Source organism: Oleispirillum naphthae (genome assembly GCA_027864655.1).
Lineage (GTDB): Bacteria > Pseudomonadota > Alphaproteobacteria > Rhodospirillales > Rhodospirillaceae > Oleispirillum > Oleispirillum naphthae.
Genome location: JAQAZG010000018.1, coordinates 1 through 13954, shown reverse-complemented (window position 1 = coordinate 13954; position 13954 = coordinate 1). Strand labels below are relative to the sequence as shown.

Below are 13954 nucleotides of genomic sequence, written 5' to 3'. Positions count from 1 at the left end.
GGGCTAGCCCAGGCCCGCCCCCCTGTCAACCGCGGGATCAGTTCTGCGCCGCGCAGACGCCGCAGGCGGCCATCGGCAGGCCGCGCCACGCCCAGCCGGTGTCGCTGCCGTTGCCGATCACCCCTTCGGTGACGTTGTAGACGCTGCGGAACCCGGCGGCGACGAGCAGCTTGGCGGCGGCGGCGGAGCGGTTGCCGGTGCGGCAGATCAGCATCACCGGGGTCTTGAGGTCGCCGCGCACCGCCTTTCCCACCCCCGCGACGAAGCCCGCCGCGCCGCGCGGGTCGGAGAGGGTGACGCGGCGCGCCGCGCGCGGCACGCCGGTCTGTTGCCACTCGCCCTGGGTGCGCACGTCGATGAGGATCGCCTCGCCGCGTTGCAGCTTCGACCACGCCTCCGCCGGTTTGAGATTTTCCACCGCGACGGCGGAGGCGGCAAGCGCCGCGCCGGAGAAACACACCATCGCCGCCAGAGCGAAAAGCGCCGCAAGGAAACCGCGTCCGAACATCGATCCGTCCTTGTTCCGCAGGTGGCGTCAGCCCCGCGCCGTCGCCATCGTGCGATAGGGTACCACCAGGGCGGCGGCGGCGGGAGAGCGCGTGGGAACCTCCTGCCCGCGGGCGAGGGCGATCATGTCGTCGAAGAGCGGCACGCCCGCGGCGACGGAAACCACCGCCGAGAGGCTGGGCCTGGGGTTGACCTCGATCAGGCAGGGAGCCCCCGCGTCGTCGAACATCACGTCGCAGTCCACCAGCCAGGAGAGCCCGAGCTTCTGCGCCACATCGCGGCCGAGGTCGCACAGGATCGCCGAATCGACGATCTCGTGCCCCTCGTTGGGCAGCGCGGAATTGCGCCGCCGCCGCGGCACCACGCTCGTCGCCTCGCCGTTCCAGGCGAGCACGTCGAGGTCGTGCACCGGCTCCTTGACGCGCTTCATCACCACCACCGGAAACAGCGAATCGTAGACATCGACGAAGCGGGTCATGAAGGTGTCGTAATCCATGTGCACCTCGCGGCTGCCGAGGTATTCCTGCGCGCCGTGGATGGCGCTGCGGACGACGCTGACGCCGCGGCTGGAATGCGCGCTCGCGGGCTTGACCACCACCTCGCCGTAGAGGCCGTACATCCGCTCCACCGCGGCGATCAGCTGCTCGCGGGTTTCGGCGCTGCTCCAGTCCGGCACCGGCAGGCCGAGGCGGGTGAACGCCTCATAGGCGACAAGCTTGTTGGAAAGGGTCGCGACGATCTCCAGCCGGTTGCAGGCAAGCAGGCACCCCACGTCGGAGAAGAGGTCGCGGTGCGGCGCAAGCGCCAGAACGTCGCCATCCACCAGCGGCAGCACCATGTCGGCATGGTAAGTCTCCGCCAGGCGCGCCACGGCGTGGGCGAAGGTTTCCGGATCCCAGGAATCGATGCAGACGAACGCATCGGCGAAGTGCCGCGCGTTGACGTCGGCGCGGCGGTCCACCGCGACGACGCGGATGTCGTGCACCGGGCTTTCGCGCAGGCGCATGATGGTGTCGGTGGCCATCTCGACGCCGACCGAGGTCAGGATCACCGTGTAGGGCATGGCGCGGCTCCTTCTCGCTGAGACCGGGAAAGGACGGCGAAGGCTGTTCCCCTATATATAATGATATCATCATTCAAGACGAACGCACGCACCGCTTCACCAATCCTTCATTTCCCCGGCGTCCGCGCCGCAAGACAAACCCCCGGCGGCGGATTATCATCCGCGCCGTTTCCGGAGAGGAGTTTCCCGATGACCGCAGCCCGCATCCACCTTGCCCTGCGCCCGGCCGGCAACGGCGGCCTCGCCGCGCTTCTCGCCGAGACCGCCGATCTCGGCTTTTCCGGCGTGGAGCTTGCGGCGCACGCTCTCGGCGCGATCTTCGGCGGACGCCTCCACGCCGCCGAGGCGGAGCGCGTGGCGCGCACGGTGCGCGCCGCGGGCCTTGCGGTAAGCCTGCACGCGCCGTTGAGCCTCAACCTGATGGACGATGCGCATGCGGAAACCCATGCCGCGGTGGCGGCGGGGTGCATCGAGATCGGCGGCCTTCTCGGCGCGGCGGCCCTGGTGGTCCACCCCGGCTGGCTGCCGCGCGCCCGCGCCGCCGAGGAGGCGGCGCTGAGGATGCGCGAGGCGGAGGGGCTGGCCCGCCTCGCCGACCTGGCGGCGGACGCGGGAATGGTGGTGGCGCTGGAGAACATGCCGACGGTGACGCCGAAGCTGGTGGGCGACCGCTTCACCTACGGCAACGACCCGGCGCGCATCGCCGCGATGGTGCGAAAAATCGGCCACCCGGCGCTCACCTGCTGCCTCGACGTCAGCCACGCGGCGATCGCGGCGGCCACCCGCGGCAGCGACCTTGCCGCCGACATCCGCGCCATGGCCCCGGACATCGGGCACCTCCACCTGCACGATTCCTTCGGCCTGCCGCCCGAGCTGTTCACCTGGATCGCCGAGGAGAACGACGCCTTCGGCCAGGGCGACCTGCACCTGCCGCTCGGCTGGGGAAACCTCGACTTCGACCGCCTGCTCACCGGCCTCGCGGTGCGGCCGGACCCCATCCTCACCCTCGAAATCATCCCCCGCCACCAGCGGCCGGAAACCCTCGCCGACAGCCTCGCGCGGGCGCGGCGCATCGCCGCGGCACTGGCCCCCGCCCCTGCCGCCGCCTGAGTCCCCGCGTTCCCGCATCGAGGAGACCGCCATGGCCGTGCGTACAAGTCTCGCGCCGCTTTTGCCGATCCTCGCCGCCCACGGCGAAGCGCACGGCATGGCCGGCCGCCTGCGCGGCACGGTAGCGCCGGTCCATCCGGCCCCTGTCATCATTTTCCGTCAGGTGAATTTCGATCCGATCAGGTTATCGAACGAAAACACCTCGTCCCACTGCTCCTGCGTCAGCAGCCCGCGCTCCTCGACCACCACGTCGTGCAGCGCCTTTCCGGTCAGGTAGCATTCGCGCACGATCTCGGCGCACTGCCTGTAACCGAGCGAGGGCTTGAGCACGGTGGCAATCCCCAGCGAGTTCATCACCATGCTGCGCGTGTGCTCGGCGTTGGCGGTGATGCCGTCGATGCAATTGGCGCGCAGGCTGTTCACTGCGTTCTCCATCGTCGAGATCGACGTGAACAGCGCATAGCCGATCACCGGCTCCATGACGTTGAGCTGGAGCTGGCCCGCGGAGGCGGCCAGCGTTACCGTGAGATCGAGGCCGATGATCAGGAAGCCGGTCTGGTTGACCACCTCCGGGATCACCGGATTGACCTTGCCGGGCATGATCGAGCTGCCCGGCTGCATCTGCGGAAGATTGATCTCGTTGAAGCCGCAGCGCGGCCCGGACGCGAGCATGCGGATATCGTTGCAGATCTTCGTGAGCTTGGTCGAGGTGCGCTTGAGCACGCCCGACAACTGCACATAGGCGCCGGTATCGGAGGTGGCCTCGACGAGGTCGCCGCCGAGGGTGAACGGAATCCCGGTGAATTCGGACAGGTACCTGGTGGCCAGTTCCGGATAGCCCGGCGCCGCGGTGACCGTGGTGCCGATGGCGGTGGCGCCGAGGTTGATCTCGCGCAGCAAGTTCGTGGCCTCGGCGATGCGCTCGACCTCCTCGCCGATCGTCGTTCCCCAGCCGTGGAACTCGTCGCCCAGCGACATCGGCACGGCATCCTGCAGGTGGGTGCGCCCCATCTTGAGGACGCGCTCGAATTCCTTCGCCTTGGCGAAAAACGCATCTTGCAGCTTGCGCAGATCGACGGGGAACCCTTCATCATGTACTCACCGGAAGCGCGCTATGTTCATGACCTGCTGGCCAACGCCTTCCAGTCCGCCGGGGTTCACCCGAGGTACATTCAGTTCATGAAACTCGCGCAGGCGATCCTGGCCATGGTGAGCACGGGACTTGGGATAGCGATCGTGCAGGAAGACACGAGGAATGCCTGTTTCGACAACGTCGTGCTGCGGCCGATCAGCCTCGGCAACAACATCACAGCCAACCTGCACGCGCTTTGGCTGGGCGACAACCACAACCCCGCATTACCGGCGGTCTGCGACCTGGTTCGAAGACTTGATAAGCCGCCCGAATAGGCCGGAAAGAAAGAGCCAATCCGCCTGGAGTGACAGGACGCCCCTTTTCCGCCCTGTATATGACCTGCACGGGCAGCGGAGAGAGGATTTGACCCCCGGCCCTCGGTTTATGAGGCTGTGTACTTGACCTTTCGCCACATCGAGGTCCGGCCGATCTTCAGCTTTTCGGCGACCATGGCGCTGTCGTTGTTGTACTTCGCAAGCATGTGGTGCAGGACTTCCTTCTCCACGCTCCGGACGATCCCCTTCAAATCCTGCTCCATATCGAGCGCGACGTGCAGCGTCGACTCCCGGCGCGCCGGAACCTTCAGGATCTGGCGCGAAATTTCCGCCCATTCCCCGGGAGACCGGGCATCGGTCACGAGAAGGGAGAGACGTTCCAGGATATTGGAAAGCTCCCGGATATTCCCCGGCCAGTCATAGGCCATGAGAATCGGGGTAATGGCGGCGAGAGCCTCCGGTGGGGGATGCACGCCGAATCGCCGCAGGATGCTCTCGGACAGAATGCCGATATCGTCCCTGCGCTCGCGCAAGGGCGGAATCTGCAGGTACAGAACGTTCAGCCGATAGAACAAGTCCTCACGGAACAGGCCCTGCTCGACCTTCTGCCACAGGTTTCTGTTGGTCGCGCTGATGATCCGGATATCGACGGGAATGATCTTGTCGCCCCCGACGCGCCGCACCTCCCTCTCCTGCAGGACGCGCAACAGACGCGCTTGCAACGCGGCGGGGATTTCGCTGATCTCATCCAGGAAGATGGTCCCCTTGTGCGCCTGTTCGAACAGACCCTGCCTGCCCTCGCGCCGCGCGCCGGTGAAGGCGCCCCCCTCGTAACCGAACAGTTCGCTTTCCAGGAGCGCCTCGGGAATCGCCGCGCAGTTGACCGCGACGAACGGGCCGGAAGCGCGGTCGCTCGCAGTGTGGATGCTCTGTGCGAACAGCTCTTTGCCGGTGCCGGATTCGCCTTCGATGACCACGGAGGCCTGCGTCGATGCATAACGCGCCGCCAGCTTCTTGCAGTCCACCATCGCCGCGTTGCGGCTCAGGATGTCATCGAAGTTGTATCTCGGGATCAGGCCTTTGTTCCGCATCTGGTTGCGGATCATCTCCTCCAGATGCTGAATCTTCGTGATGTCCTCGAACGTGCTCACCGTTCCGATCAAATTCCCGTCGAGGAGCACGGGGGTTTTCCGTATGGCGAAGGTCTTGCCGTAAATCGTCTCGAGGAAATTGATCTCCTGCTCTTCCGGCTTGAGATCCACCGCCATGCCGGAGATTCGGAGAACCTCATCGACCTTTTTCCCCGTGGCTTCGTGTCCGCTGATCCGCCATATTTTTTTCGCGGCACCGTTGCAGACGACGATCTTGCTTTCGTTGTCCGTAACCATGATCCCCTCGGAGATGGAATCGAAAAGAACGGTCAGCCAGGCCGCCTGGCCGCGTTCCTGCCTGCGCACCCTGGCGACGCGCAGCGCCTCGTTGACCGAACGAAATATGGAATCTTCGTTCGGCGAGATTTTGACCGCCGTCATGTTGTATTTGTTGGCGCATTCATAGGTGATGCCGCCGCCGAAGCAGTACTCCACCCCCAGGGAGAGCGCATTCCGCGCTCCGTTGTCGATCTCGTCCAGGACATCGTCGGAGAACTCGTACTGGTAGATCTTGCAATCGAACATCTTCTCCAAAAGGTCGATGCCGGAGAACACCTTGCGGTGGCAGAAGATCGCCGCCTTCCTGATCGGCTTCTTCAGGTTGTACATCGCCGACATGACATCGAAGGAGGTGATCGGGATCGCGACCACGGGAATGGAGACGGAACGGGAGACGTATTCCGCCGTACCGGCACGGCACATGATGGCATCCACACGCCCTTCCATCTCCCTCGCCACGCCCGGTATTTCGGAGAAGGGGCAGGTGAAGGTGTGCGGCACCACACCGCATCTCTCGGCGATGCTGCGGAAGCTGGAGTCTATGCGCTGGCTGGTTTCCACCAGCGCAATGTGTATCGGCTGTTCGAGCGTCTCGTACGGATGAAGTTTCATCTGCATGCATCCCACCGATACGTTGCGGCGGGCCGCTGCGCGGCAGCGGCTCACGGCGAGGTCCGGGAACCGGAAGGCACGGCCCCGGGCACACGCTCCACATACGATATTATTTTCTAGGCGTATCGGGTGGCAAGACATCCCGGGCGCGCGCCGCGACATTCCCGGCGATGCATGAGGAGAAGCGTGCGGCTCCGAGGCCAGGAGCGCCGCCGGAAGAGCAAGCCGGATGCCGGAGAAATAACGAGGGGGAGAACCCCGGCATCCGGACCGAACGCCGTCAGGGGGAGATACAGCGTCCGTGTCTGGCGCCGGAAGAGGGGACGGCCCCCGGCGCCCGCTTTTGGGTGATTCCTACAAACCCTTCATCGCGCTGCGGCTCTGCCCACTGAGAACGCATCCAGCACCGCGTCGATCGGCGTGTCGGGCAAGGCCGCCAGGAAACCGTCGAGACGGTCGAACGCCTCCTGCGGCACGCCCTGTTCGTTCCCCACCCGGCGCACGATCTTCGAGACCGTGGCATGGTCGTAGGCCAGGTCCGCCGCCGTCATGCGCTGGTCCTGCACGCAGGTTCCGCCACCTGCCGTATCCGCCTCGATGATGCAGGACAGCGTCGGCACCGATGGGTCGGAAATCAGCTTGGTGCGGCCGATCAGATCGTTCAGGGACGCATCGTCATACGTGGCCATGCGCTTCCTGTCCGGCACGCCGTAGAGCAGCGTCGTGGCGACGCAGAACGGAATGCTCATCAAGGTGCCGGAAATCGAATTGAACGGACCCGCCGCGTCCATGCCGGCATAGTGGGTCTCGTAGGGGTTCATCCGCACCCGCACCGCCGCGGGCGCGCCTCCGTTCAAGCGCTCCCGCAAGGCAAGCGCTGCGATCACCGGGGTCTGATTGAAGGCGCACACCGGATAGGCCTTGAAGGTGACGCGCAGCATTGCCCAGTCCTCGCCGAGATGGCGGGCGAGCCCCTCGACATCGCACTCGGCACGCGCGAAAGCCCGGGCAAAGCCGGACTTGCCTTCGAACGCATGCGACGCCGAGACGGACCCCGCCGCGGCCAACTCCGCCGCCGTCCACCCGACGGCGGCGACCACGCCGAGCTGATAGCGCCATTCGTCGGTTCCTTCGGAAAACGACTGCAGCACCCCCCCGGAGAAGGAGACCGCATTGGCCAGCGCGGCGGCAAGCCGGTCTCGGTCCAGGTGCAGCATCTTGCCGACGGCGGCCGCAGCCGCGACCGTGCCGTAGATCGCCGAGGCGCGGAAACCCGCCGGGGTGCTCTGCCCGGCATAGGCCTTTTCGAGCAGGCCGCCCGCCTCGTACCCGGCCACCATGGCGGGAATCAGCCGCGCGAGCGGATAGCGCCGGGTTTCCAGCAGCGAGGTCAGCAGGGGAATGAGCAGCGTGCCGAAGTGGGCCGCGCCGCAGGTATCCTCCTGTGCACGGCCGTGGAGGAGCGCCGAACCGGCCAGGCATGCCCCGGCGATGGACGTCTTGCGCGCGTCGCCCAGCATCGTCGCTCCCGCGGGGTGCGCGCCGTACATCGACATTGCCGCCGCGCGCGCCACCGGCGCATAGGGCGTGTCGTTGCCGTTCAGGCCCATGCCGTAGCCATAGAGAAGACACGTCTGGGTTTTCTCCGCGATCGCCGCGGGGATGTTCGTTTCGTCGAGGCCGAAAATAAAGTCGGCGATCCGTAACGACAGCGTTCGGTCCATGATCTTCCTCTCCGCCCGTTCGGGAAGGCGAATGCATAAGGGGGAATTATCGCTTGGGAACCCGCCGGGAACGACTCCCCGGCGAGCTCTTTCCGGCCGCTGCGGTCAGGCGGTGGCCTTGCCGGTGATGTTCCGCAGTTTGAGCATCTTGCTCTCCCGTCGGATCACCATGCCCGCCAGCACGATGCCGATGGCGCCCGCGATGATCCCCAGGTACCAGATGCCTAGGAATTCCGTATAGAAGGCGCCGCCCTTGACCGAGTAACGCACCGCCATGTAGCCGCTCGCGGTGAGCGACAGGGCGCCGGATACCTGGCCGACGGTATTGATCACGGCGGTGCAATAGCCTGCCGTCTTCACCGACAGCAACTCGGCGGTCGCCGCGTTGAGAATCGGGAAGCTGTTGAACACGGTGCCCGCCGCGAAGGCCAACAGGCCGAGGACATACGGGCTCGGGATCGGCAGGGTGAACAGGCCGAAAATCACGACGATCAGCACCATCATCACCGTGACGATGGAGAACCGCGGCACGGCGTACTTCTTGAGCAGCATGTCGGAAACCTGCCCGACGACCGGGGAACCGAGGCACCGTCCCAGAACGTAGAGAGTCGCCATCACCCCGCCCGCGACGATCGCCGTCTCTTTCGGCATGCCCTTGGTCTGGATGTAGAACTCCGTCGCATAGAGCGGCAGCCAGGCCGGACCCAGGCGGCACGCGACGATGTAGCAGCTCAGCACGCCGGAGAGAAGCCAGAGCACCGGGTTTTTGGTCGCCTCCTTGGCCGCCTCGCGATAATCGATGTCCGGCTTGATGTCCTCGGCCTTCTGCACCGACGGCAGGCCCATGGTCGTGGGGTCGGAGCGCAGCAGAACCGCCGCCATGATGCCGATCAGCACCACCACGCATCCCATGACGATGGTCGAGGCCTTCCATCCGGTCTGTCCTAAGATGCCCCTCTCCATGAAAAGGGCGATGACCGGAATGAGCAGGAAGCTCATCACCTCGCCGCTGGCGCCGCCGACCCCGGAAAAAATCGACATCGCCAGTCCGCGCTGACGCAGCGGGAACCATTTGGACAGGACGGAATTGATCGACACGTAACCGGAGGCGGAAACCACGCCCATGAGGGCGCGCCAGACCAGCGCCTCCGTATAGGTGCCGCTGAAGGCGAACCCCGCCAGGAAGAATCCGAGAATGCCGGTGGCGAGCGGAATGACGTAGCGCGCGCCCAGTTTATCGGCGGCCAGGCCCCAGGGAATCTGCACGGCGGCATAGGCATAGAAGAACGCCGCCCCCATGACGCCGAGTTCCGGCTTGCCGATGTGCAGGTCCTCCATCAGGTACTTAGTGACGCTCGAATAGTTCCACCTGACCAAATGAGATGTACTGTAGACGAACAGGCATGCCAAAAGGACAACCCACTTATATAGTGATTTATCAAGTTTAATGGACATGATATCGCTCCGTGTTCCTGCCTATTTTCAGACCGTCGTGTTTTTTACTTTTAAATGACGCCTACCTCCTTCCAGGCAGCGATATCCTCCGGCGCAAAACCGAAAACCGTCCCGTAGACCGCCTCATTATGTTCCCCGAGCGTCGGAGAAGGCCCGCGAACGTGCGCATTGGTTTCCGACAGGCGCAGCGCCGAGTTGGTGATCCGCACTTTTCCGGCCGTGGGATGATCGACTTCGACGAACATGCCGCGCGCCCCCGCGATATGCGGATCCGTGCAAACCTGCTTGATATCGAGGATCGGGGCTGCCGCGATGCCGACGTCGAGCATGGATTTGACCACCTCGCCCACCGTCAGGGCCGACGACCACGCCTCGATGTGCTTCTTCAACTGCTTGGCGTTCTGGACGCGCTTGAAGTTCGTGGAAAACTCTTCCATCTCAAGCAACTGCGGAAGCTTCATGAGGTCGACCAGGGCGCGCCAGAGCTTGTCGTTGCCGATGGTGACGACGTAGTAGCCATCGGCGGCCCGGAACGAGTCCGCCGGGGCCGCCGATTCATAGGCGTTCCCCCTGCGCTGCGGAATCCGTCCGTCCACGAGATAGTGGTGGTTGATCGTCATCATGCTCGCCACCAACGCATCGAGCAGGGAAATGTCGATCATCTGGCCCTTGCCGGTGCGGTTCCGGTACTGCAGCGCCGCGAGAGCCGCCATCGCGCCGGACATGCCGCCCATCACGTCGCACATCGGGCCGCCCGCGCGCAGCGGTTCGCGCCCAGGCTCGCCGGTGACGCTCATCAGGCCGCTCATCGCCTGGCCGATCAGGTCGTAGCCGGGCATCAGGTGATACGGCCCGCTTTGGCCGAAACCGGAAATCGAGACGAAGATGATCCCCGGGTTGACCTTTTTCAGCGCCTCGTAGTCGAGACCGAGCTTGGCCATGGTGCCCGGCTTGAAGTTCTCGATCACGATGTCCGATTTGGCGACCATCTGCAGGAAGACCTGCTTGCCCTTCTTGAGGTCGAGGGTCACACCCTTCTTGCCGCGATTGAGGTTCATGAAGTACGAGCTTTCCCCCTTCACGAAGGGATTGAACTGGCGCGCGTCGTCGCCGGAATTCGGTTGCTCGATCTTGATGACCTCGGCCCCCAGATCCGCCAGAATCGCACCGCAATGCGGCCCCGCCAGAACCCGGGTGACGTCGAGAACCCGTACGCCCGCGAGGGCGCTCTCTTCTCTTTCCATGACTCTATCTCCCGTTATTCGTAAATCATAGCGGCGTTGACCCATGGCGGGAGCAACGCCCGCGTATTCATCCCTTTTCGTTTCCGGCGACAAGAACCGCGCTGATCTGCGGCCCTCCACCGAAAGTGTGCGAGAGAGCGCGTGCGGCGTTCTTGATCTGCCGTTCGGGATTATCGACTTTGTGCTGCAGCTGCTTATAAATTTCGTAAGTCATGCGCAGGCCGCTCGCACCCACCGGATGGCCGAAGCACTTGAGACCGCCGTCAACATTGACCGGGAGCTCGCCTTCCCGTTCGAAGACGCCGTTGTCGATGTCGGCGCGCGCCTTCCCCCGGGGGGAGAAGCCGAAGTCCTCGTAGATCAGCATTTCGGTGACGGTGAAGCAGTCGTGCACCTCGGCCAGGTCCAGCTCCTTGCGCGGGTCCTTGATGCCCGCCATGGCATAGGCCTTGGACGAGGACTGTTTCAGCGCATTGAAGCTGGTCCAGCTGAAATCGGGGCGCACATGCGGCAGCATGGCGTCCATGGCGACGCCGAACCCCTTCACGTAGATCGGGTCGTCGCGCATCGAGCGGGCGGCATCGGCGCGGGTGACGATCGCACAGGCCGAGCCGTCACTGTTGCCGCAGCAGTCGAAGAGACCGAGCGGCGTGGCGATCACCGGCGCCGACAGCACGTCCTCCAGGCTGATCTCCCTGTGGAAATGGGCCTTGGGGGCGAGCATGCCGTTTCTGTGGTTCTTGACCGCGATCTTGGCCAGCGTCTGCCGGCCTTCCTCGTAGCTGAGGCCGTACTGTTCGAAGTACCGGGTCGCGATGAGCGCGAAGGAGCCCGGCGCGGTGCGCCGCGCCTCCGCGACGGGGCTCATGCCGCGGCCTGCACCCAGACCGGGGTAGCCCGTGTCCTTCAGCTTTTCGACGCCGAGCGCCATGACCACGTCGTAGGCGCCGCTGGCAACCGCCATGCAGGCCTCGAGCAGAGCGATATGGCCGGACGTGCAGTAGTTCTCGTTGCGGAGCAGCGGAATGCCGTTCAGCTTGAGGGCATCCACCACCTGCGAGGCGGCCAATCCGCCGACCGGGGCATACATTTGTCCGACGAACACCGCCTGGATGTCCTTCGGCTCGACCCCGGCGTCCGCATAGGCCTCGTAGGCCGATTCGATGGCGAGATCCGCCACGCCGCAGTCCCAGCGCTCCCCGAATTTGGAGCATCCCATGCCGACGATGGCGACTTTATCCTTCAGCGACATGATGCAGCCCCTCCTGTAACGGCGGGACGGCACTTCCAGTAATAATTTATGTAATTCCCGCCTACGTAGATCTTCCTGAACGTGAACTCGACCGGCATGCCGACGCGGACCGAATTGCTGTCGAAATCCGTCATCAGCAGGTAGTAGCGAGTCTTTTCGTCGTCTTCGCAGACCGTCTGAACGACCACCGGGTCGTCGCTGCGTCCCGCGAGGTTGTCAACGGAATAGGAGAACACCGCCGCCTTGCGGCCGGAGAGGCGCACCTCCTCGTAATCGTCCTTCGCCCCGCAGTTCGGGCAGATGCGGTTGATCGCGGCGGTCACCGTGCCGCACTTGCGGCACCGGCCGCCGTGGAACCGCAAAATCGCCTTCTGATCGCGCCAATAGGCGGAGGTCGAGGGGAAGGTCCGGAACGGTTCGCCGGGCAGGGTTTCGAGAATGCCGCGAAACGAAAGGTAGCGGCTGTAGGAGCCGAGGGAGCCCTTCTCCTCCAGGCTGCGCGCCACCATGGCACCTTCCCGCACCCGGCTCACGGCGTCCGTGGCCTGGAAGAGGAAGGCATCCGCTCCGGTGCCGTATGCGGCCAGGACGATGAGATCGCCGGGCGCGGCGGCTTCCAGGGCGCTCGCCAGAAGAAGCAGCGGCTGGGCGGCGGCGCAATAGCCCACCTGCGTCATCAGGGGGTCCTGAATCTGCTCCGGCGCGAAGCCCAGCCGCTTGCCGAGCTGCGCGGCGTCCTTGAGCCCCGGAGAGGCGAGAACCAGCCTGCCGACGTCCTTGGGCGACAGCCCGGCCTTCTTCAGCAGCCCGCCGACCGCCTTCGCCATGGCGAGGTGATAGCCCTTGTCGGAGGCGAAGCGCGCTTCGGAGGTATTGCCGAAGATTTCTCCGTAGTTCCGCCACGTATCGAGAATCTCGTTGTTGACGGAAAAGGTGGCCTTGTGCACGGCGACCAGGTCTTCCTGGGCGATCAGGACCGCGGCGGAGGCATCCCCTCCGAGTTGCTCCTGGTCCGACTTCGGATAGGCGAGCGGACAGTCGGCGGCAGTCACCAGCGCCTGGGCGGTGTCGCCGGAGGCGACGGCATGCAGCGCCGCGATCAGTGCACTCGATCCTGCCCGTGCGGTATGGGCGAAATCCGCCGTGGAAATCTCATCCTTGAGGTCGCATGCCGTCGCGATCAGGCTGGCATGAGACTTCTCTGCATAGGGTGCCGTCGTCGAAGCGAAGAACAACGCGTCAACGCGGTCATCGCTCCTCCCGCTCAGGCAACGCTGGGCAGCCTCGACCGCCATGGTGAGGCTGTCTTCGTCGGTGTTTGCGACGCTTTTTTCCCCTTTCAGGGCGTGCCGCTCCCATGCTTGCGCAATGAGATCGCGTTTCATTCGATAGCGCGGAACATATGCTCCGACTGACGCTATACCGATCTGCATTCAACTCTCTCCCGCTACTCCTTGGGCCGAGTGGAACAAGCGGGGCATCGAGCCATCGCCTGACCTCTCGCCGCTTTAAGTACAAGAAGCATGCCAGCGGAGAGGGATTAAAATAATCCTTATATATCAATGCTATATTGAGATGATTTCGACCGGCGACAAGAATTCGCGAAGCGTCTTTGTTCCACTTATAAAACAATAAATTCCATATTTGGAACCGCCGCCGAAGGGCCGCATAGCACCCCGCGACGTTGCACAGAGGGGTGCGTCCAGCCGCATCTCCCATGGCCCATAAGCAGACCCGCTTCTGGCGAGGCTGAGCCTTCTTATCGGTTGCTGTCGGAAGGTAGATAAGGATGGAACGGGAGGCTGCCGAAAGCCCTGAATTCGGCACCTAACCGCGGGAATCTTGGAAGCTAAGGCTGAGACCGTCCAGATATTCAGCGGTTAACGATGAGACTGCATTGAGTAACTTTACTGACTTATCAGGAAGTTAGAAGAAACGCCATCGGGAAAATCACACCCGTTCCCGGGATCGTTCATGCCATGCTTTCACGCATGACGCTTTGGCAAACACGCGGGTCGCCGTAGCCCTCTCTCATCCCCTCCTGTACACTTCCTGCAAGACCACCGGAGGAGAGTAAGCGTCGTCTGACGGCTACGGATTGGGCTTGAGCTTTCCTCGGCGTCGGTTTGCGAACTTGGCGAGGGCCTTGT

Annotated in this window: 11 protein-coding genes; 2 read left to right on the top strand and 9 right to left on the bottom strand. The window is 64.1% G+C overall.

What is annotated here, in order from left to right:
* Positions 1–37: 37 nt before the first annotated feature.
* Both O7R11_RS14685 and O7R11_RS14680 read right to left on the bottom strand, forming a co-directional pair.
* Complete coding sequence (locus tag O7R11_RS14685; protein ID WP_337998291.1) at positions 38–508, bottom strand: rhodanese-like domain-containing protein; 471 nt, start codon at positions 506–508, stop codon at positions 38–40.
* A gap of 27 nt (positions 509–535) precedes the next feature.
* The gene (locus tag O7R11_RS14680; RefSeq protein ID WP_337998290.1) at positions 536–1570 is read right to left on the bottom strand and encodes an ATP-grasp domain-containing protein; all 1035 of its coding nucleotides are present in this window, start codon (positions 1568–1570) and stop codon (positions 536–538) included.
* Positions 1571–1759: 189 nt separating this feature from the next.
* Here O7R11_RS14680 and O7R11_RS14675 point away from each other — a divergent pair, with 189 nt between their 5' ends.
* Positions 1760–2680, top strand: a complete 921-nt coding sequence (locus O7R11_RS14675; RefSeq protein WP_337998289.1) for a sugar phosphate isomerase/epimerase family protein — start codon at positions 1760–1762, stop codon at positions 2678–2680.
* A gap of 159 nt (positions 2681–2839) precedes the next feature.
* Here the strand turns inward: O7R11_RS14675 and O7R11_RS14670 are convergent, their stop codons facing one another.
* Entirely contained in the window at positions 2840–3742 is a 903-nt protein-coding gene (locus O7R11_RS14670; protein WP_337998309.1) for a lyase family protein, read from the bottom strand.
* Between O7R11_RS14670 and O7R11_RS14665 the strand changes: the two genes are divergently transcribed.
* Positions 3635–4087 (top strand): LysR substrate-binding domain-containing protein, encoded by a 453-nt coding sequence (locus O7R11_RS14665; protein WP_337998288.1) that lies wholly within the window; start codon positions 3635–3637, stop codon positions 4085–4087. The two genes, O7R11_RS14670 and O7R11_RS14665, sit on opposite strands and share 108 nt — an antisense overlap.
* A 107-nt stretch (positions 4088–4194) precedes the next feature.
* Here the strand turns inward: O7R11_RS14665 and O7R11_RS14660 are convergent, their stop codons facing one another.
* The 6 genes from O7R11_RS14660 to O7R11_RS14635 form a co-directional block, all read right to left on the bottom strand.
* Positions 4195–6129 carry a sigma 54-interacting transcriptional regulator gene (locus O7R11_RS14660; RefSeq protein ID WP_337998287.1) on the bottom strand — a complete coding sequence of 645 codons (1935 nt, stop codon included), beginning with the start codon at positions 6127–6129 and terminating at the stop codon, positions 4195–4197.
* Positions 6130–6494: 365 nt separating this feature from the next.
* Positions 6495–7853, bottom strand: coding sequence for an MmgE/PrpD family protein (locus O7R11_RS14655; RefSeq protein ID WP_337998286.1), 1359 nt, complete (start codon positions 7851–7853; stop codon positions 6495–6497).
* Positions 7854–7958: 105 nt separating this feature from the next.
* Positions 7959–9308, bottom strand: coding sequence for an MFS transporter (locus O7R11_RS14650; protein WP_337998285.1), 1350 nt, complete (start codon positions 9306–9308; stop codon positions 7959–7961).
* A 50-nt stretch (positions 9309–9358) separates the two neighbouring features.
* A complete protein-coding gene (locus O7R11_RS14645) occupies positions 9359–10552 on the bottom strand; it encodes a CaiB/BaiF CoA transferase family protein (RefSeq protein WP_337998284.1) in 1194 nt (397 codons plus the stop codon).
* Positions 10553–10619: 67 nt separating this feature from the next.
* A complete protein-coding gene (locus O7R11_RS14640) occupies positions 10620–11804 on the bottom strand; it encodes an acetyl-CoA acetyltransferase (protein ID WP_337998283.1) in 1185 nt (394 codons plus the stop codon).
* On the bottom strand, positions 11795–13099 hold the full coding sequence (locus O7R11_RS14635) for a 3-oxoacyl-[acyl-carrier-protein] synthase III C-terminal domain-containing protein (protein WP_337998282.1): 1305 nt from the start codon (positions 13097–13099) through the stop codon (positions 11795–11797). Before O7R11_RS14635 ends, O7R11_RS14640 begins: the two co-directional genes overlap by 10 nt.
* Positions 13100–13954: the final 855 nt, after the last annotated feature.

Bases quoted from the DNA above. Each gene is read 5' to 3' on its own strand.
- O7R11_RS14640 (WP_337998283.1), bottom strand. From the start codon at position 11,804: ATGTCGCTGAAGGATAAAGTCGCCATCGTCGGCATGGGATGCTCCAAA.
- O7R11_RS14685 (WP_337998291.1), bottom strand. From the start codon at position 508: ATGTTCGGACGCGGTTTCCTTGCGGCGCTTTTCGCTCTGGCGGCGATG.
- O7R11_RS14660 (WP_337998287.1), bottom strand. From the start codon at position 6,129: ATGAAACTTCATCCGTACGAGACGCTCGAACAGCCGATACACATTGCG.
- O7R11_RS14650 (WP_337998285.1), bottom strand. From the start codon at position 9,308: ATGTCCATTAAACTTGATAAATCACTATATAAGTGGGTTGTCCTTTTG.
- O7R11_RS14675 (WP_337998289.1), top strand. From the start codon at position 1,760: ATGACCGCAGCCCGCATCCACCTTGCCCTGCGCCCGGCCGGCAACGGC.
- O7R11_RS14655 (WP_337998286.1), bottom strand. From the start codon at position 7,853: ATGGACCGAACGCTGTCGTTACGGATCGCCGACTTTATTTTCGGCCTC.
- O7R11_RS14680 (WP_337998290.1), bottom strand. From the start codon at position 1,570: ATGCCCTACACGGTGATCCTGACCTCGGTCGGCGTCGAGATGGCCACC.
- O7R11_RS14635 (WP_337998282.1), bottom strand. From the start codon at position 13,099: ATGGCGGTCGAGGCTGCCCAGCGTTGCCTGAGCGGGAGGAGCGATGAC.
- O7R11_RS14645 (WP_337998284.1), bottom strand. From the start codon at position 10,552: ATGGAAAGAGAAGAGAGCGCCCTCGCGGGCGTACGGGTTCTCGACGTC.